We start from the raw sequence: 16,447 nt of genomic DNA, 5'->3' as shown, positions 1-16,447 counted from the left end.
CCTGGACGTGATCTGACATGGCGGCGGCATCTCTTGACCTTACGGTCGAGCTGACCGAGGTCGAAGCCATGGCGCTCGCCCAGCTGGTCAAGCGCCTGTGCTGGTCGGACATCCGCGGTTGCGCCGTGGATGACGAAGAGGCCTACGTGATCCGCCAGGCGGTTGATCGCCTGCGCGTCGCCCTCGGTCAGGCCGGTTTCGCGCCCCGCTGACCATGGCCCGCCCGAATCTCCAGCTCCTGCACGCGCGGTCGCAGCAGGCCCGGCAGGAGGCCTTGGCGGCCGAATACCGCGCCCGTGCCGACGCCATGCAGGGCCTGGGCTATCGGGCCAGCGCTGAAGTTCTCTTCGCCAAGTGGCAGTCCGCGCAAGACGCCGCGTTGTTCTGGGCGCAACAGGTGGTGACCCTGCAATGACTGTTCACCAGCTTGCCGACGCGCGCACCGCAGTGGTGCATTCAGCCCCGCGCAGCGGAAGGGCGCTAGTAACACCTTCCGGAAGTCTCACGGGTGAGACTTTCGGGGTAGCTCGCCACACCAAAAGCCGTGCCGCGCCTTCAGCGCGCGGGCTCGTCGAAACCCCGTTTTTCGTGGACTGGATGACGGTCAGCCAGGAGCACGCGCAGCCGCTGCCCGTGGTGTCTGCCGGCGTGGTCTGGTCTGCCGGCCCTGATGGCCAAGTGGAGTGGAAGACCACCAAGCGCGTCGAGTTCAAGGGCTCGCACGAAACCACGGTCAACGTGAAGTGCGACGGCCACCGGGTCGAGTTCAGCGGCAACGTGAGCCGCTTTTGCCGGCCGGACAACCTTTTCGGCTTCGACCTGTGGGAATGCCTCGGCCGGGTCAATTCCATCCTGAACGCCTACGGCCTGCCGCCATTCACGCCAGGCAAGCGCATTGAGTTGACCAGGCGCGACGGTGACGCGGACTACCGATACAGCGGCGCGCGCATCAGTCGCCTGGACCTGACCGCCAATTTCGAAGCCGGCAACGCCGAGAACGCTCACGCCTTCATGGCCTGGCTCGGGAGCCAGCACGCCGGCCGCCAGAGCGGCAAGACGCTAGGGCAGGGCGAGACCGTCAGCTTCGGCGGCGGCAAGGGCTCACGCCAGTACTGGAAGGCCTACATCAAGCACCTCGACGTGGCGCGCCACGGAGGGGAGGGCACAGAGGTTTACGAGCACTGCCGCGCCGTCGGCATCGTGCGCTTTGAAGGCACGGTCAGAACCAAGTGGCTGACCGACAACGGGTGCGCCTGGTTGGGCGACTACGAGAAGGGGAACGCCATGGGCAAGCTGATTCAGCTGTACGAAGAGAAGGCGGCCGTGTTGGGCCGTGCAGAGCGCTGCACCGATGACCTCGATCATCTGCCGCGCCATTTCCGCGCTACTGCGCGTGACTATTTGGCTGGCGGTGACTGCAAGGCCACCATGAGCAAGGCCAGCTTTTACAAGCACCGTCGCGAGCTGCTGCCCTACGGCATCGACATCGCCATCCGCAACGTGAAGCCTTTCCAGCCCCGCGTGCGCGTCATCAACCTCCGGCCGGCCGCGATGCCTGCCTGGTACTCGCTCGCGGCCTGATGTACCCGCCTACCGATTTTCTCGGCGCCTTGAACGCGTTGGACCCCTACGGTGAATGCCTCGGACTTGTGTTCTTCGGCTTCATGGTGGCGTGCTTCGTCCCATGGCTCGCCCGCTCGCTCGCCGACTACCTGGCAGAAATGGACATCCCATGGCCTTGCTGATCATCATCGCCCTTTGCGGGTACCTCAATGCCGCCGACAAGGCCCCTTTGGGCGACCGGATGCAAAACCCGCCCGTGGTGTCCGCTGACTCCGTTTCGCCCGTCCTGAAGGCACCGGATGTTGTGCGCTGAGTTCAACCAGTCCGGCCAGCTTGTGCTGGCACAGGCGCAGCCCGTCGAGCTGGCCCAGTGCCAGGCCGTGGTGCTGCAAGGCGCCGATTTGCCCATGCTCTCGTTCCTCTCGCAGATGCCAACGCCTGCTGATGGCGCGCAAGCCTTCGCGATCGCCTGCGCCACGCCCATTTCGTTTTGGCTGCTCGGCAGAGCGATAGGCGCTGTCGTCGGCATGTTGCGCTGATTTCCTCCGCTCGGACGGCTGGTGTACCGGCCGGGCTTCTTCAATCCGCACCATGGAGATACTCAAATGGATTTCACGACCCTGATTGCCGCTGTCGATTTCGAAACCGCCGCGACCGCCGTTCTCGCGATCGCCGCCGCCATGGTGGTGGTTGACCTCGCCAAGACCGGCGCCAAGAAAGTGATGGGCATGCTGCGCGGCGGCTGATCGGCCTCGGGCTTCCCGGGCCGGGCTGCGTGAGTGGTCCGGCTCTTTTTTTTGTGAGGTGCTCGTGATGTGGCTGCTGCTGATCTTCTTCCTTGGCGTCGTCTGTGGCGCCGCCTGCGTGGTGGGGCTGTCCCGTGGTTAGGGTTGTGCGCGCCGCGCTTGCCGTGCTGCTTTCTGTCTTTGCCTGTGGTGTGTTCGCTGACGGCATCGTTTCGCGCTTGCCATCGTCCGGTAGTCAGTCGGTGTGGCAGGTTCGATTCGCGCAGGCAGGTGGAAGCTACACCAAAGGCATTTGGTCTGAGTCTGGATCTGATGCTTGCGCCAGCGTCAATCCTTGGGAGGCAGGCCGGCCCCTGCGCCTATATGACGCGAACTATCAAGCTTCCAACGGCTTCGGTAGTTGTCGTTTTTGTACCTCTGCCGGTTCTAACTGTGTGAGCTCTACGCGCGAGACAAAGCAGGTGACGCAGACCGTCCCCGGCGCCTGTCCCGCAAACTCAAGCGATGTTTCCGGGTCCTGCGTGTGTGCTGCCTCGTACAAGCCCGACGCAGCCGCTACCTCGTGTGTGCCTGCTTGTGTGGCGGGGAAGCTGGCCGCAGAAGGATTTTTCGACGTTGGCATAGCACCTGGCGGTTCCCCGCCCATCTATCCCTGTTTCAACGGCTGTACCGCCACGTTCGATGGCGTGTCTCCGGCCGGATCTTCCGTTGTTGAGGGCGTGCTGCATTACTACGCCCAGGGTTCGTACTACTTCGACGGCAAGACCTGCACGCCGCCCACGCCGGAGCCCGACACAGGCGATCCCAACAAGCCTGACAACACTTGCGCTGCAGGCCAGGCAGCCGGCCAGGTGAACGGCCGTTTCGTGTGCATCGACCAGAACACCGGCAATGTGGTTCCTGGCAGCGTTCCACCTCCGTCAACGACCGTCACGACCGAGGGGCCTGCAACGCAGAATCCCGATGGTGGCAGCACTACAACGACCACGACCACGACCACGAATCCTGACGGCACGGTGAGCACCGGCACCATCGTTAAGACATGCGACTCTGCCGGCAACTGCACGACCACGGAAACCAAGCCGGACGAGGCGCAGAAGGACCAATGCGAGAAGCTGCCGTCTAGCGCTGGCTGCGGCGGTGTTGCCGCTCCGACCGGCGCGCTCTACACCAAAGGCACGTCAACCTGGGGCACCATGCTGACCGCCAAAAAGGATGCGATGCTTGCAACGCCTTTCGGCAGTGCGACAGCAAACTTTTTCACCGTGAGCGGCGGCGGCACCTGCCCCGTGGTCCCGCTGTCCATCCCGTACCTGCATTTCTCTGGCACCTTCGACCATCTGTGCCAGCCTTGGGCGCTCGCGATCTATCCCGCCATCAAGGCGTGCTTTCTGATCGTCGCCGCCTTCCTCGCTTTCCGCTTCGCGGTGCTCTGACATGCTGGCCGAATTCACTGCTTGGCTCGGCGGCGTCATCAAGGCGTTTCTTACGGCGCTGATCGACGTTGCCAGCGATGCCGCCATGTCCATCGTTGGCGGGATCATGGACGCCATCGTCGCCTTGTTCTCGCTCATTCCTGTACCTCAGGCGCTGTCGCAAGGATTGCAGTCGCTGTTCGGCGCACTGGATTCCGGCGTGCTGTTCTTCGTGAGCGCCTTCGGTCTGCCTGAGTGCCTCGCCATGCTCGGCGCGGCTGTCGTCTTCCGGCTCATCCGCAAGGTTGTGACCCTGTTTCAGTGGTGACGCAATGATCATTTATCACGCCGGCCTCCCTCGCTCTGGCAAGTCCTTTGAATGCCTGGTCCGCCGCATCATTCCCGCCCTCAAGGCAGGGCGCCAGGTGGACGCCTACGTTGAGGGCTTGAACTTCGAGCGCATCGCCGAATGCGCAGAGCTGCCTGTTGAGCGTGTGCGCGAGCTGCTGCGCCAGGTCACTCGTGACGAGGTGCCGCAGATCCACACCATCGCCCGCGATAACGCCCTTGTCGTCATCGACGAGGTGCAGAACTTCTTCGGCCAAAAGGCCAAGCTGGACGCCGGTATGACTCAGTTCGTGACTGAGCATGGCCACCGCGGCATGGACATTGTGTTGATGGGGCAGGACGTGCGGGACACCCATGTGCTGTTCCGTCGTCGCATCGAAATTAAGCAGAGCTTTCTGAAGCTCTCGGCCGTCGGCGCAGAGGGCTTTTATCGCGTGGTCACTGAGCGGCACGAGGGCAATGACAAATACGTCAAAGTCGGTAGCGAGCGCTGCCGCTACGACAAGGCGTATTTCGGCACCTACGCCAGCCACACCGGCAGCGACATTCAGACCGCCAACTATCAGGACGCCCGTGCGAACGTGTTCGGCGGCGCGTTCTGGATTCGAGCCGTGCTGCTGGGCTTGCTCGCCATTGGCGCCGCCTGGTACGTGGTGCGGTACTTCTCAGGCGGTGCCATTGCATCGGCGAAGAAGCACGGCGCAACCGCCCAGGCTGTGCCCGAGAGCGTTGATGGTGTCGCGCCCGTTCGCTACGTCGCATCCAAGGTCGTGCCGCCTGTTGCTGGTGCCTCTGCGCCTGGCGTGGCTACGGCCACCGCTACGGCCGCTGTAGGCGCCGCGTCCGCTCCGTTGGACAGCATCCAAGCCAGGCTTGACCAGCTCGGCCACGATGGGCAGATCAGGCTGGCCGGCCTGATGCAACGTCAAAGCGGCGAGTGGGTTGGCGTGGTCGAGTGGGTGGAGCGCGGCGGTCGAGTGCTCCAGCGCCTTACCGTGCATCAGCTCGAGAGCCTGGGTGTGAAGGTGCGCCAACAGGACGGCATGCTGTATCTGGACCGTGGCACCTGGTCAGTTGTCGCCATGATGTGGCCGGTCGAGCCCGTTGACGGCCAGATCACCCAGCCATGGCGCCAAGCCGTGGCCGGGAAACAGCCAGGCTAAGCGCTTCCGCCCTTACCGAAGGTTCGTTCGGCTGTCTGAGGGCCGTGCAGGCCCTTTCCGCCGGTGCCTGGCAAGCGCCCGAAGGGCCGGCCAGTCGCCAACCGTCCAAGCAAGCACGCGCCAGCGGGTTCGCGCGGCAAAGCTGCCGCCTGCGGGCGCCAGCCGTTACCCAGCCACCAAGGGTGACACCGCGTTCTCAAAGCCGTATTCAGTCCCCGGCAACCATCGGCACCACCGAGCGAAGGCGAAGCGCCCCGGACCGAGGCTGTAGACCGACCTCGTAGACCGCGCCCGTAGACCGACCCTGTAGACGTGAGGACGTAGACCGCGCTCCGTGCGCCGACAGGCTGGAGCGAGGACGCGCGGACGTTGCCAGCAGCCAGGCGCAGCCGGACCGAGCATCGAGCACCGACGGATGTGCACTGAGGCCTGAAATGGGGGTGTGCGCCTGCGCACACCCCCATGCAGGCCGATGGCTCAGACGGAGAGGCCGATGCGCAGTGCCTGCGCGCCAGGCTGCGGGACATCGCCTCGACCCGCAGGCCCTGCCGGAGTGGCTCGGGGCAAGTGCGAGCCGCAGCGCGAAGGGGAGAGCGAGGGCAAGTGCGAGAGCGAGTGCGAAGCCGAGAGCCTGGGCGCGTAGCCGCAGCGGGCCTCACCACGCCGACCGATCTGTGACCTGGCGTTACAGTCGAGAGCGTGCGCTTGCCGGTCCGTTTGGGGGCCTGCGAGTTCGGCTTAGAAGAGCGAGGGTAGGGATGTCTAACGGGTCAATCTCGGATGAAGTCGGGGCGTCAGAGTCGTCCGCACCGCCACCTACATGGATGCGGCCGCAACCCAGCCCCGCGCTGTTTTGGCAAATTGCGGCCGGAGTCTCTGTTGGCATCGTGGCTGCGGCTTTCCTTATCGTGACTTACCTCAAGTGGTCTGCTGAGCGGGAGTTGCGTGCCGCCTCCGAGCGTGCCAGTGCTGAGCTGGCGCGTATGCAGGTGGACATACGGGCCCGCTCCGATGCCGAGCGGCGCCGCCAGGTGGTTCTGCGCCAGATGAAAGAGGAGCAGGAGCAGGCCAAGTCAGACTTGGCGCGCTCTCAGGCTGCTGAGCGCGCCCGAAAGGACGCTGCTTGGGGGCGGTATTACAAGGTGCCGGCTGCATGCGCCGGCGTTGCTTCGGTTGACTGTGGGAATGACTACATTCGCGCTCGCCGCGCCTTCGAAGCGTCGTACAGCGCCGGGGCTCTCTGAGCGGACATTTGCGTGGCGTCGTTTGCTGCGCCGAAGTCGCCAAGCCTTAGCAGCCGCTGGATTTCGCGCTGCAGCGCTGCCATTTCATTGGCTCGCGCACCCGCGAGGCCACGGTAAAGCGCCAGTGCGTTGTCGGATTCGCATTGCAAAGTGTCGAGTCCTTGCAACGAAATCGACCAAAGTGCGAGCCTGACGGCCACAGGTGCGCCGTGGTCTTTCCAGCGTCTGAACGTGCGTTCGCTGACGCCGAAGCGCTTTGCAAGCTGGGTATTTGTGAGCTGGCCAAGCAGTGCGTCGGTCAGCAATTCGGACAGCTCTGGAGGCTGATTCGGAAAGCGGTTGAGCATTCAAGATCCCTGAAAGTGCGGGCCAAAAAAAAGGCCCCGAAGGGCCTGGATCATTGCGATAGCTCGCTGACGTAAACGTCGGAAAAGCCCACCTGCACGATTTGACATAATATACAGTGTCACGCATTCATGGCCGTTGCCTCGCGGCAAGGCTGCCGGTCTGGCAGCAAGTTGCTGAAGGTGCCGGCGTGGCTCGTCAGGCGAGCTGGCCTCCAAGCTTCGAGATGGACAGTCTTGCTTGACTCGGTGAGCAGCGATGCGGATACTGTATGAACATACAGCATCAGGCATTCACCATGCAAACCCACTACCGCGAGAACTACCGCCCCGCACGTTCCATTCGCTTGACGCGCCTGGCTTACCTGCTTTGGGGATGGCTGTAGTCGCCATTGGTGATCGTTGGCAGCACTTGCTTGCCAACGGTGGCAGCCTGTCGCTGTGCGGCGGTTCAGGCCAGCCGGACGCCACCAGTCCGTCCGTTCGTTTCACGCTGCAGCCGGGGCTGCGAGCCGTGGTCAGTCAGCCAGGAACTCGTCGCTCAGTTCCATGTCGGGTTCGTGGTCGATCTCTGCGTCGAAGTCGGCCACGCCGCCGATCTTCGGGATCAGTGGGCGGTCCAGCGGGCGGCACACGCGGCGTTGCAGGCGGTTCAGGCGGTCTGAACGTTCGATGGCCTGGAGGATGACTTCCGGGTCGGTCATCATCATGAACGGGTTGCTCAGGCTCTGGATGTCGCGCATGGTGGTGGGCTCTCTAGGCGGGCTCCGGTGTGGAACCCATGGAACGCACTGTAGGGCGACGCTTGTCAGGACATAAGTCGGAGCGCCGACAAAGCCTCTGTCGGTATTCATCTGACAAGGGTGTCAGCGGAGCCGGGCGGCGGTGGTGAGGAAAGGACCCGAGCGCCGCCTGTTTTCGCAGGCTCAGCCTGGCTTCGCCGCCAGCGCTTCGAGGTCCTTGGCCAAACCTTCGTGGCCAGCCTTGCGTGCGTAGTCGCTGGCGTGGCGGTCGCCCCCATCCACCAGTTTCGGGTCGGCGCCACGGCTCAGCAGCAGCCTGGCACTGTCTATCGTGCCGTAGCCTGCGGCCATCATCAGCGGCGTGTTGCCATTCGGCCCGCGGGCTTCCAGCTCGGCGCCATGGCTGAGCAGCAGGATGATGGCGGCCTGTTGCCCGCCCGAAGCAGCGTAGTGCAGCGGCGTCCAGCCCTTGCGGTTCACGGCAGCACCCAGCGCGATCAGTTTTTTCATCGCGTCGATCTGGCCCTTCATCGCGGCCATCATCAGCAGGGTTTCGCCCTGGGCGTTGGTGCCTTCAGGGTCCAGGCCGGGCCAGCCCAGCAGCAGCTCGGCAGCCTTTTCCGAATCGTTGCGGAAGGCCATGTACAAGCCGTGCTGGCCCTTGGGGTTGCGGGAATTGACGTCGAAACCGGCGCGCAGCAGCTTTTGCAGGCCCTCCGGTCGATCCAGCTCGATGTAGAGGAAAAAGTCGCTGTAGCTGTCGGCCCGGGCGCCCTGCCCGACCATCAGTCCGGTGGCGGCCATCGCGGCAAGCCCACCGTGCTTCAACAATTCGCGCCGCTTCATGCCGTGGTGCCTCGACCTTCCTTGTTCACCGGCGCCACCGAGACGCCGAAAAGGCGCTCGAAGTTGACCCGGGTCGCGTCCGCGATCTGCTCGACGCTGCATTGCTTCTGCCTGGCCAGCTCGGCCGCCACATGCGGCACCAGCGCAGGCGTGTTGGTCTTGCCACGGAACGGCACCGGTGCCAGGTAGGGGCTGTCGGTCTCGATCAGGCAGCGGTCCAGCGGCACATAGCGTGCGACCTCGCGCAGATCTTCGGCATTGCGAAAGGTCAGGATGCCGGAGAACGAGATCAGGAAACCCAGGTCCAGCGCGGCGCGGGCCACGTCCATGGTTTCGGTGAAGCAATGGAACACGCCGCGCGGCGCGGGCTGGCTTGCGCTGGCGGCTTCGCGCAGCAGCGCCACCGTGTCCTCGCTGGCCTGGCGGGTGTGGATGACCAGCGGCAGGTCGGTGGCCTGCCCCGCGCGGATGTGCACCCGGAAGCGCTCGCGCTGCCAGGCCATGTCGGCAATGCTGCGGCCGTTCAGGCGGTAATAGTCCAGCCCGGTTTCGCCAATGGCGATGACCTTGGGATGCGCGGCCCAGCGCAGCAGCAAGGCTTCGTCGGGCTCGGTCTCGCCTTCGGTGTCGGGGTGCACACCGGCACTGGCCCACCACTGCGGGTCGGTCTCGGCCAGCGCCACGACCTGCTCGATCTCCTCGACACGGGTGCTGATGCACAAGGCCGCGCCGACCTGGGCTTGCGCCATCGCGGCGCGGATTTCCGACAGGCGCTCGCGCAGCTCAGGAAAGATCAGGTGGCAGTGGGAGTCGACGAACATCCGGATGGGAAACGGTACGAGGCGGGAAGTCAGATGGTCTGGGTCGGCTTGGACGACGAGATCGAGGTGCCGAGGATTTCCTCGATGCGCACCTTCAGCATGCGCGTCTTCTCATCACTCGGGAAACGCACACCCACCCCCTGGGTGCGGCCGCCGGAGGTGTTGGGCGGCGTGATCCAGCCGACCTTGCCGGCAACCGGGTAGCGCTGGGGGTCGCCAGGCAGCGAAAGCAGCAGGTAAATGTCATCGCCGAGCTGGTAGTCGCGGGTGGTCGGCACGAACAGGCCGCCATCGGAAAACAGCGGCACATAGGCGGCATACAGCGCACCCTTTTCGCGGAACACCAGCTGGATGACGCTGGGGCGCCCGCCTCCACTGGTGCTGGGGGTGGCAGGCACGGCGGGCAGCGAGGCAGATCCGGGGGGAGTCTGCGGGCTGCGGCTGTCAATGTCGCTCATGGGGCTAGTGTAGGCAGGTTTCAGACGGGCCAGGGCCGGGATGTGGGGTCAAGCCCGGCTCGCGCGTTTGCGCAGCAAGGGCTGCAACTGGCCCAGCAGGGATTCCAGCACCAGGCCGGCCTGCCACGGGTGGTCTTCATGGCGACGCACGCGCTGCAGCTCGCGGCTCCATTCGGACAGCGCCGCCCAATCGGCCACCGCCGGCAGGGCTTCGGTGGGGAAATAACGTGGCACGCCGCCACAGCTGCGCGCCATCAGGTCATGGCACAGGCACTGCAAGGTGTGCAGCGCCTGCGGCAGCGGCCAGCTGGCCAGCATCGCCCAGTCGCCTTGCGCCAGTTGGCGCGGCAGGCCGGCCCAGGCGTCGCCGGACAAGCCTTGCGAGGCCAGCTCCAGTGCGCCCAGCGGCTGGCCTCCGGCGGCGCGCAGCAAGGCCTGCGGCTGCGCCAGGCCTTGCTGGCCCAGCCAGGCCAGCGCGCTGGCTTCATCGGGCGGCGCCAGCCGCGAGCGCTGGCAGCGGCTGCGCAGCGTGGGCAGCAAATGCTCCGGGTCTTCGACCGCCAGCAACACCTTCGTGCCGGGCGCCGGTTCTTCCAGCGTCTTCAGCAAGGCATTGGCGGCCACTGCGTTCATTGCATCTGCCGGGAACAGCACCAGCACCTTGGCCTGGCCACGGGCATTGCTGGTGTGGCTCCAGTCGATGGCCTGGCGCACTGCCTCGACCTTGATCTCGCGGCTCGGTTTCTTCTTGCTCTTGCTGCCATCTTCCGCCGCACCGCCCTCTTCCTCTCCCGACCATTCCAGGCGCTGCTGCCAGGCCTCGGGCATCAGCACCTTCAGGTCCGGGTGGGTGTGGGCCAGGGCCAGGTGACAACCGGCACATTGGTCGCATGGCCCGGGTGGCTGTTCGCACAGCCAGGCCTGGGCCAGGCGCAGCGCAAGTTCCAGCAGGCCAGCGCCAATACCGCCTTGCAGGATCAGCGCATGGCCGCGCTGGCCGTCGCGCAGCTGGCGCAGCGGCTCGGCCAGCCAGGGCAGGTCTTTTTCGGTGCGCATGGGTCAGCCTACCTTGTCTGCCACGGCCTGCAGCACCTGGGCACGCACTGCGTCCATGGCCTGCGACGAGTCAATGCGCGCAAACCGGGCCGGCTGCTCTGCGAAACGCTGCGCATAACCTTCGCGCACACGTTCAAAAAATGCCAGGTCCTCGCGTTCCAGCCGGTCTGGCGCGCGGGCCGCGGCGCGGCGCGTGGCGGCCACGTCCGGCGGCAGGTCGAACCACAGCGTCAGGTCCGGTTGCCGGCCTTCCTGCACCCAGGTTTCCAGCTGGCGCAGCACCGCGAGGTCAAAGCCGCGGCCGGCGCCCTGGTAGGCGAAGGTGGCATCGGTGAAACGGTCGCACAACACGGTTTCGCCACGCGAGAGCGCCGGCAGTATGCGCTGGCACAAATGATCGCGTCGCGCCGCGAACACCAGCAAGGCCTCGGTCAGCGCATCCATCGACTGATGCAGGAACAGCGCGCGCAACTGCTCGGCCAGCTCGGTGCCGCCGGGCTCGCGGGTCAGCAGCACACGGTGGCCGCGCTGCAGCAAGGCCTCGTGCACGGCTTCGATGTGGGAAGACTTGCCGGCGCCGTCAATGCCTTCGAAGCTGATGAAAAACGCGCCTGAAGAAGTCACCGGCTGCCGCCTCGCTGAAACTGGTTCACCGCCCGATTATGGTCGGCCAGGCTGCCGCTGAAGACGCTGCTGCCATCGCCTCGGGCAACGAAGTACAGCGCGTCGGTCTTGTCGGGCCTGGCGGCGGTCAGCAAGGCACGGGCGCCAGGCATCGCGATGGGCGTGGGCGGCAGGCCGCGGCGGGTGTAGGTGTTCCACGGCGTGTCAGCCAGCAGGTCGGCCTTGCGCAGGTTGCCGTCGAAGCTGGCGCCCAGGCCGTAGATCACGGTCGGGTCGGACTGCAGCGGCATGCCGATGCGCAGCCGGTTGTTGAACACACCGGCGACCAGCCCGCGGTCGCTGGCCTGGCCGGTTTCCTTTTCGACCACCGACGCCAGCACCAGCAGCTCGGCGGGGGACTTCAACGGCGAGTCCGGTGCCCGCTGTTCCCAGGCCTGGGCCAGGCGCTGCTGCATCGCGGCGCGGGCGCGCTTGAGCACCGTGATGTCGCTCACGCCCTTGCTGTAGGCATACGAGTCGGGGAACAGCCAGCCTTCGGGCGTGTTCTCGGACAAGCCCAGCGCGGCCGCGGCCTGCGCGTCGCTCATGCTGGCCAGCGTGTTGCGCAGCCCGGGCGCCTTGGCCACTGCCTCGCGCACCTGGCGCAGGTTCCAGCCATCGATGATGCGCAACAGCTCCAGCACCTGCTCGCCGCGCACCATCTTGTCCAACAGCGCTTTCGGGCTGACCCCAGCCTCGATCTCGTAGCTGCCCGCGCGAATCTTGCGCGACTGGCCGGACCAGCGGAACCATTGGTAGAGCAACTCGGCGGGCACGTCCACACCGGCCTGCACCCATTGCTCAGCCACTTCGCGCGGCGAGGTGCCGGGCTCTATCGACAGCTCGACCCGCGCGCCGCGCAAGGGCAGCGGCTGCTCGGTCCACCACCAGGCGGCCCCGGCGGCAGCCAAGCCGGCGAACAGCAGCAACGCCAGCAACTTCTTCATCAGTTTCATGGGTGAGGCGCAAACCCTGGCGCTTGCTCTGGCATGGGCGCGCATGATAATCGTCTGCATGACTGTTGCTGCTTCGCCCCCCTCTGAAACAAGCCCCGCCGCCGCTGCGGCCCTGCCTGCCTCGCTTCGCACGGGCGGTGCGCTGCCACTGGCCGACTGGGGCCTGATCCGGGCCCGGGGAGCCGACGCGCTGAGTTTTCTGCAAGGCCAGTTGACCAACGACTTGGCGCTGGCCGGAGCCGACCAGGCCCGCCTCGCCGGCTATTGCTCGGCCAAGGGCCGCCTGATGGCCAGCTTCGTGGCCTGGCGCGCCGCGCCCGATGAATGGCTGCTTGCCTGCAGTGCCGACCTGCTGGCGCCTACGCTCAAGCGGCTGTCCATGTTCGTGCTGCGCGCCAAGTGCCAGCTCAGCAATGCCTCGGCCGAGTTGCCGCTGTGGGGCCTGGCAGGCGACGCAGCCAGCGCTTGGCTGGGCAACGCATTGCCGCCCCAGGCCTGGGGCGTCGCGGCGATGGCTGATGGCCAGGCAGTGCGCCTGCCGGATGTAGACGGCGTGCCGCGTTGCCTCTGGGCTGGGCCCGCGGTTTCGGCACCCGCCGGACTGGCGCCCTTGTCGGCTGATGCCTGGCGCTGGCTGGAAGTGCAAAGCGGCGTGGTGCGCATCGTCGCTGCCACGGCCGAGGCCTTTGTGCCGCAGATGGTGAATTTCGAGATCGTGGGCGGCGTGAACTTCAAGAAGGGCTGCTACCCTGGCCAGGAAGTCGTTGCGCGCAGCCAGTACCGCGGCACGCTGAAGCGCCGCGGCGCGCTGCTCGCCGGCAGCGCTGAAATGCAGCCGGGCCAGGAAGTCTTCCATGCCGCCGACCCCGGCCAGCCCGCCGGGCTGGTGGCGCTCAGCGCCTCGCTGGGCGGGCAAAGCCTGGCGTTCGTCGAACTCAAGCTGGCCGCGCTGACGGCCGAAGGCGCGCTGCACTTGGGCGCCGCCGACGGCCCGCTGCTGCAGCCGCAAGCCCTGCCGTACCCCTTGCTGCAGGATGAAAGCTGAACCGGCGGCCGCCGGCGCGCCACCGGCCTGGTTCATCTATTACCGCCTCCCGGAAACCGAGCTGGCCACTGCCAGCGCGCTGGTGCATGCCTTCCAGCAACGCCTGCGCGGCGACTGGCCCGGCTTGGCTACCGAAGTCATGCGGCGGCCAGAAGCCAACGACGGCTGCGTCACGCTGATGGAGGTGTACCGCCTGCTGCCCCAGGTCTCGGCAGCGGACGCTGCTGGCCTGCCGCAGGCCATCGAAGCGGCAGCCAGCGTGCTGGCGCCGCACCTGGCCGGCCCACGCCACACCGAATGTTTCGTGCCATGTGCCTAGCCGCCATTGCGCTGGATCAGCACCCGCGCTTTCCGCTGGTGGTCGCGGCCAATCGCGACGAGTACCTGGACCGTCCGGCCAGCACGTTGGACTGGTGGACACCGCCTGGTGACGGCCCGGCCGTGCTGGCCGGCCGCGACCTGAAGGCCGGTGGCACCTGGCTGGGCATGACGGCCGCTGGCCGCTTCGGCCTGGTGACGAATGTGCGCCGGCCCATGCTGACCGAGCCCGGCGCACCCTCTCGTGGCGAGATCGTGCTGCGCTGGCTGGGCAGCACGGCGCGAGCCGACCGCTTCTGGCCGTCGGTCGCGATGGCCGGCTACGCGCCCTTCAACCTGATTGCCGCGGACTTCCAGCGCGGCGAATGCTTCTGGGCCAGCAACGAACACAGCCACCCTCGCCGGCTGGACCGTGGCGTGTTTGGTCTGAGCAATGCCGCACTGGACACGCCCTGGCCCAAGGTCCAGGCGCTGAAGGCGCGGCTCACGCAGGCCTTGTCGCAGACCGGCCCGGTCGAACAATTGCGCACCCAGCTGTTCGCCGCGCTGGCCGACAACAAGCAGGCACCCGACGCCTCGCTGCCGCAGACCGGCGTGCCGCTGACGGTTGAGCGCATGCTCTCGCCCGCCTTCATCCACAGCGCAGATGGCCGCTACGGCACACGCTGCTCCACCGTGCTGATCACCGAACGCGTCGGCACCCGGCTGATCACCCAGGTCTTTGAACAGACCCACAGCCCCGGCCAGGCCAGCAGCCCGCCGGTGCAGCGCCAGTTGCTGGACTGGCCGCCGGTCCAGAGCAGCTTCGCGCCGCTGCTGGTGCCGATACAGCACTGACGGCGAGCTGCTGCTTCAGCGCAGCGCCCGCACCATCTCCACGTGCTGGATGCCGGCTTCCTCGAAGACCGGCCCACGCGGCGTGAAGCCGGCCCGGCTGTAGAACGGCGCGGCGCTGGTCTGGGCGTGCAGCATGACCTCGTGGTCGCCGCGCTGGCGGGCGGCCTGCATCAGCGCGTCCAGCACGGCGCGACCGACCGCGCCACCACGCACCGGGCGGCGCACCGCCATGCGGCCGATCTTGGCCACGCCGGGCACGTGCTCCAGCAGCCGGCCAGTGCCCAGCGCCATGCCCAGGCGGTTGTAGGCGACCGCGTGCACACAGTGCGCATCGCCATCGTCCCATTCCATCGCCGCCGGGATGTTCTGTTCCTGCACGAAGACTTCCTGGCGGATCTCGCTGGCAGCCTGTCCCAGCGTGGCCCAGTCGCCCACCTGCACCTCCACCATGGCCTCGCCAGCCTCGAAGCCGCGCAGGATCTCGCGCAGCGTGGCGGGCACGGCCAGCGGCGTGCGGGCCTGCGCGTCGGCAAACACATAGACCAGCTCAGTCGTGACCAGCAGTTGCTCGGCACGGAACACCGCGGCAGTGAAGCCCAGCGAGCTGTTGCCGGTGCGCTCGTGGCGCACGCCGACTTCCAGCAGGTCATCGAAGGTCGCCGCGGCGTGGTACTCGACCGTGGCCTTCTTGACGAACAGGTCACCGCCCAGCAGTTGCATGGCGGCCTGGTACGGTAAGGCCAGCGCGCGCCAGTAGGTGCCGACGGCGGTGTCCACGTAGTTCAGGTAGTGGCCATTGAAGACGATCTGCTGCATGTCCACTTCGGACCAGCGCACGCGCAAGCGTTCGAAGCAGCGGAAATCGGTGCGTTGCAGGCGGGGGGTGCTCATGATGAAAACGCCTCTTTCAGGGCAAGGCCTGCGGCGGCCTGGGCAGCATCGGCTTCGCGGATCTGCCGGCCGAGCTTGATGAAGTCGTGGGTCACGCCACGGTACAGCTCCAGCGCGACCGGCACGCCTGCCAGCCGCAGCCGGTCGGCATAGGCCACGCCTTCGTCGACCAGCGGGTCGCACTCGGCGAGGATCATGCAGACGGGCGCCAGGCCTTCCAGCTCCGGCGCCAGCAGCGGCGCGAAGCGCCAGTCTTCACGCTGCGCGTGGGCGATGTACTGGTTGAAGAACCACTCGATGCTGGCGGCGTCCAGCAGGTAGCCTTCGGCGAAGCGGCGGTGCGAATCGGTGTTGGCGTAGGCGCCGGTGCCGGGCGTGATGAGCAACTGCAGCGCCAGCGTCAGGCCCTGGTCGCGTGCCATCAGCGCACAGACGGCCGACAGCGTGCCGCCGGCGCTGTCACCACCCACCGCGATGCGCGAGGCATCGAGACCCAGTTCGGCAGCGCCCGGGCCGGCCAGCCAGCGCAAAGCGCCGAAGCTGTCGTCCACGGCGGCAGGAAAACGATGTTCGGGCGCCAGCCGGTAGTCCAGCGACAGCACGGCGGCACCACTGCGCAGGGCCAGCTGGCGGCACAGGCTGTCGTGCGTCTCGATGCCGCCGATGGTGAAACCACCGCCGTGCAGGTACAGCAGCACCGGCAGCTTCTCGGCGCTGGGCGCGTAGAGCCGCGCGGCACACTGCACGCCAGGCGCTACAGGCACCTGAATGTCTTCGACCCGCGGCAGCGGCGCGCGCGGCAGGTCCAGGATCTCGGAGCCAATGCCGTAGGCCAGGCGCGCATGCTCTGGAGACAGCGTGTGGAAAGCCGGCCGGTTGGCGCGGCGGATGCGCGCCAGCAAGGCGCTCATCTGCGACGTGAGATGAGGGACTGTGGGTGGCTTGGAATGCAGTGTCATCTCGGGGACAGGAACTCAAGGTTTGTCTTGT

Annotated in this window: 22 protein-coding genes; 12 read left to right on the top strand and 10 right to left on the bottom strand. The window is 66.5% G+C overall.

Annotated features, from left to right (window positions below):
* Nucleotides 1–17 precede the first annotated feature (17 nt).
* The 9 genes from AC3WR5_RS31710 (at nt 18) to AC3WR5_RS31670 (ending at nt 5,235) form a co-directional block, all read left to right on the top strand.
* On the top strand, nt 18–212 hold the full coding sequence (locus AC3WR5_RS31710) for a DUF7706 family protein (protein WP_492489732.1): 195 nt from the start codon (nt 18–20) through the stop codon (nt 210–212).
* 2 nt (nt 213–214) lie between these two features.
* Nucleotides 215–415 (top strand): hypothetical protein, encoded by a 201-nt coding sequence (locus AC3WR5_RS31705; RefSeq protein WP_492489730.1) that lies wholly within the window; start codon nt 215–217, stop codon nt 413–415.
* Complete coding sequence (locus tag AC3WR5_RS31700; RefSeq protein ID WP_492489728.1) at nt 355–1,581, top strand: phage/plasmid replication domain-containing protein; 1,227 nt, start codon at nt 355–357, stop codon at nt 1,579–1,581. Before AC3WR5_RS31705 ends, AC3WR5_RS31700 begins: the two co-directional genes overlap by 61 nt.
* Before the next feature lie 151 nt (nt 1,582–1,732).
* The gene (locus AC3WR5_RS31695; RefSeq protein WP_492489727.1) at nt 1,733–1,876 is read left to right on the top strand and encodes a hypothetical protein; all 144 of its coding nucleotides are present in this window, start codon (nt 1,733–1,735) and stop codon (nt 1,874–1,876) included.
* A complete protein-coding gene (locus AC3WR5_RS31690) occupies nt 1,863–2,102 on the top strand; it encodes a hypothetical protein (protein ID WP_492489725.1) in 240 nt (79 codons plus the stop codon). The genes AC3WR5_RS31695 and AC3WR5_RS31690 overlap by 14 nt, the downstream gene beginning before the upstream one ends.
* Before the next feature lie 66 nt (nt 2,103–2,168).
* Nucleotides 2,169–2,309, top strand: coding sequence for a hypothetical protein (locus AC3WR5_RS31685; RefSeq protein ID WP_492489723.1), 141 nt, complete (start codon nt 2,169–2,171; stop codon nt 2,307–2,309).
* A 719-nt stretch (nt 2,310–3,028) separates the two neighbouring features.
* Nucleotides 3,029–3,745: a hypothetical protein gene (locus AC3WR5_RS31680; RefSeq protein WP_492489721.1), complete on the top strand. Its 717-nt coding sequence runs from the start codon at nt 3,029–3,031 to the stop codon at nt 3,743–3,745.
* A 1-nt stretch (nt 3,746) separates the two neighbouring features.
* Nucleotides 3,747–4,052, top strand: a complete 306-nt coding sequence (locus AC3WR5_RS31675; protein WP_492489719.1) for a DUF2523 family protein — start codon at nt 3,747–3,749, stop codon at nt 4,050–4,052.
* Nucleotides 4,053–4,056: 4 nt separating this feature from the next.
* Nucleotides 4,057–5,235, top strand: a complete 1,179-nt coding sequence (locus tag AC3WR5_RS31670) for a zonular occludens toxin domain-containing protein (RefSeq protein WP_492489717.1) — start codon at nt 4,057–4,059, stop codon at nt 5,233–5,235.
* 1,189 nt (nt 5,236–6,424) lie between these two features.
* Here AC3WR5_RS31670 and AC3WR5_RS31665 read toward each other — a convergent pair.
* The 8 genes from AC3WR5_RS31665 to mltG all read right to left on the bottom strand — a co-directional run bounded on the left by AC3WR5_RS31665 (nt 6,425) and on the right by mltG (nt 12,366).
* Entirely contained in the window at nt 6,425–6,826 is a 402-nt protein-coding gene (locus AC3WR5_RS31665) for a hypothetical protein (protein WP_492489715.1), read from the bottom strand.
* Between the two features lie 515 nt (nt 6,827–7,341).
* Nucleotides 7,342–7,566, bottom strand: a complete 225-nt coding sequence (locus AC3WR5_RS31660) for a hypothetical protein (protein WP_141284445.1) — start codon at nt 7,564–7,566, stop codon at nt 7,342–7,344.
* A 183-nt stretch (nt 7,567–7,749) separates the two neighbouring features.
* Nucleotides 7,750–8,412 carry an ankyrin repeat domain-containing protein gene (locus tag AC3WR5_RS31655; protein ID WP_492489714.1) on the bottom strand — a complete coding sequence of 221 codons (663 nt, stop codon included), beginning with the start codon at nt 8,410–8,412 and terminating at the stop codon, nt 7,750–7,752.
* Complete coding sequence (locus AC3WR5_RS31650; RefSeq protein WP_492489712.1) at nt 8,409–9,233, bottom strand: TatD family hydrolase; 825 nt, start codon at nt 9,231–9,233, stop codon at nt 8,409–8,411. The genes AC3WR5_RS31655 and AC3WR5_RS31650 overlap by 4 nt, the downstream gene beginning before the upstream one ends.
* Nucleotides 9,234–9,262: 29 nt before the next feature.
* Nucleotides 9,263–9,691 carry a PilZ domain-containing protein gene (locus AC3WR5_RS31645; RefSeq protein ID WP_141284439.1) on the bottom strand — a complete coding sequence of 143 codons (429 nt, stop codon included), beginning with the start codon at nt 9,689–9,691 and terminating at the stop codon, nt 9,263–9,265.
* Nucleotides 9,692–9,739: 48 nt separating this feature from the next.
* Nucleotides 9,740–10,747 (bottom strand): DNA polymerase III delta subunit-related protein, encoded by a 1,008-nt coding sequence (locus AC3WR5_RS31640; protein WP_492489709.1) that lies wholly within the window; start codon nt 10,745–10,747, stop codon nt 9,740–9,742.
* A gap of 3 nt (nt 10,748–10,750) precedes the next feature.
* Nucleotides 10,751–11,371 carry a dTMP kinase gene (gene tmk, locus AC3WR5_RS31635; protein WP_492489708.1) on the bottom strand — a complete coding sequence of 207 codons (621 nt, stop codon included), beginning with the start codon at nt 11,369–11,371 and terminating at the stop codon, nt 10,751–10,753.
* On the bottom strand, nt 11,368–12,366 hold the full coding sequence (mltG, locus tag AC3WR5_RS31630; protein WP_492489706.1) for an endolytic transglycosylase MltG: 999 nt from the start codon (nt 12,364–12,366) through the stop codon (nt 11,368–11,370). Before mltG ends, tmk begins: the two co-directional genes overlap by 4 nt.
* Before the next feature lie 58 nt (nt 12,367–12,424).
* Between mltG and ygfZ the strand changes: the two genes are divergently transcribed.
* From ygfZ to AC3WR5_RS31615, 3 genes are read left to right on the top strand one after another with little or no spacing between them, the layout of a single operon-like run.
* A complete protein-coding gene (gene ygfZ / locus AC3WR5_RS31625) occupies nt 12,425–13,411 on the top strand; it encodes a CAF17-like 4Fe-4S cluster assembly/insertion protein YgfZ (protein ID WP_492489705.1) in 987 nt (328 codons plus the stop codon).
* Nucleotides 13,401–13,730, top strand: a complete 330-nt coding sequence (locus tag AC3WR5_RS31620; protein ID WP_492489704.1) for a DUF4936 family protein — start codon at nt 13,401–13,403, stop codon at nt 13,728–13,730. Before ygfZ ends, AC3WR5_RS31620 begins: the two co-directional genes overlap by 11 nt.
* Nucleotides 13,721–14,566: an NRDE family protein gene (locus AC3WR5_RS31615; RefSeq protein WP_492489702.1), complete on the top strand. Its 846-nt coding sequence runs from the start codon at nt 13,721–13,723 to the stop codon at nt 14,564–14,566. Before AC3WR5_RS31620 ends, AC3WR5_RS31615 begins: the two co-directional genes overlap by 10 nt.
* A gap of 15 nt (nt 14,567–14,581) precedes the next feature.
* On the opposite strand, the gene AC3WR5_RS31610 is transcribed toward AC3WR5_RS31615, so the two are convergent.
* Both AC3WR5_RS31610 and AC3WR5_RS31605 read right to left on the bottom strand, forming a co-directional pair.
* On the bottom strand, nt 14,582–15,457 hold the full coding sequence (locus AC3WR5_RS31610) for a YbgC/FadM family acyl-CoA thioesterase (RefSeq protein ID WP_492489701.1): 876 nt from the start codon (nt 15,455–15,457) through the stop codon (nt 14,582–14,584).
* Entirely contained in the window at nt 15,454–16,368 is a 915-nt protein-coding gene (locus AC3WR5_RS31605) for an alpha/beta hydrolase (protein ID WP_492489700.1), read from the bottom strand. The genes AC3WR5_RS31610 and AC3WR5_RS31605 overlap by 4 nt, the downstream gene beginning before the upstream one ends.
* Nucleotides 16,369–16,447 lie beyond the last annotated feature (79 nt).

This window comes from Ideonella sp. FW305-24 (assembly GCF_058788035.1).
The sequence above is the reverse complement of the archived record's forward strand: the minus strand, read 5'-3'. Positions and strand labels throughout refer to the sequence as shown.

Coding starts and splice junctions, on each gene's coding strand:
- AC3WR5_RS31705 (WP_492489730.1), top strand. CDS start 215: ATGGCCCGCCCGAATCTCCAGCTCCTGCACGCGCGGTCGCAGCAGGCC.
- AC3WR5_RS31690 (WP_492489725.1), top strand. CDS start 1,863: ATGTTGTGCGCTGAGTTCAACCAGTCCGGCCAGCTTGTGCTGGCACAG.
- AC3WR5_RS31675 (WP_492489719.1), top strand. CDS start 3,747: ATGCTGGCCGAATTCACTGCTTGGCTCGGCGGCGTCATCAAGGCGTTT.
- AC3WR5_RS31695 (WP_492489727.1), top strand. CDS start 1,733: ATGGCCTTGCTGATCATCATCGCCCTTTGCGGGTACCTCAATGCCGCC.
- AC3WR5_RS31650 (WP_492489712.1), bottom strand. CDS start 9,233: ATGTTCGTCGACTCCCACTGCCACCTGATCTTTCCTGAGCTGCGCGAG.
- AC3WR5_RS31610 (WP_492489701.1), bottom strand. CDS start 15,457: ATGAGCACCCCCCGCCTGCAACGCACCGATTTCCGCTGCTTCGAACGC.
- AC3WR5_RS31655 (WP_492489714.1), bottom strand. CDS start 8,412: ATGAAGCGGCGCGAATTGTTGAAGCACGGTGGGCTTGCCGCGATGGCC.
- ygfZ (WP_492489705.1), top strand. CDS start 12,425: ATGACTGTTGCTGCTTCGCCCCCCTCTGAAACAAGCCCCGCCGCCGCT.
- mltG (WP_492489706.1), bottom strand. CDS start 12,366: ATGAAACTGATGAAGAAGTTGCTGGCGTTGCTGCTGTTCGCCGGCTTG.
- AC3WR5_RS31710 (WP_492489732.1), top strand. CDS start 18: ATGGCGGCGGCATCTCTTGACCTTACGGTCGAGCTGACCGAGGTCGAA.
- AC3WR5_RS31645 (WP_141284439.1), bottom strand. CDS start 9,691: ATGAGCGACATTGACAGCCGCAGCCCGCAGACTCCCCCCGGATCTGCC.
- AC3WR5_RS31665 (WP_492489715.1), bottom strand. CDS start 6,826: ATGCTCAACCGCTTTCCGAATCAGCCTCCAGAGCTGTCCGAATTGCTG.
- AC3WR5_RS31685 (WP_492489723.1), top strand. CDS start 2,169: ATGGATTTCACGACCCTGATTGCCGCTGTCGATTTCGAAACCGCCGCG.
- AC3WR5_RS31615 (WP_492489702.1), top strand. CDS start 13,721: ATGTGCCTAGCCGCCATTGCGCTGGATCAGCACCCGCGCTTTCCGCTG.
- AC3WR5_RS31660 (WP_141284445.1), bottom strand. CDS start 7,566: ATGCGCGACATCCAGAGCCTGAGCAACCCGTTCATGATGATGACCGAC.
- AC3WR5_RS31640 (WP_492489709.1), bottom strand. CDS start 10,747: ATGCGCACCGAAAAAGACCTGCCCTGGCTGGCCGAGCCGCTGCGCCAG.
- AC3WR5_RS31670 (WP_492489717.1), top strand. CDS start 4,057: ATGATCATTTATCACGCCGGCCTCCCTCGCTCTGGCAAGTCCTTTGAA.
- AC3WR5_RS31605 (WP_492489700.1), bottom strand. CDS start 16,368: ATGAGCGCCTTGCTGGCGCGCATCCGCCGCGCCAACCGGCCGGCTTTC.
- AC3WR5_RS31620 (WP_492489704.1), top strand. CDS start 13,401: ATGAAAGCTGAACCGGCGGCCGCCGGCGCGCCACCGGCCTGGTTCATC.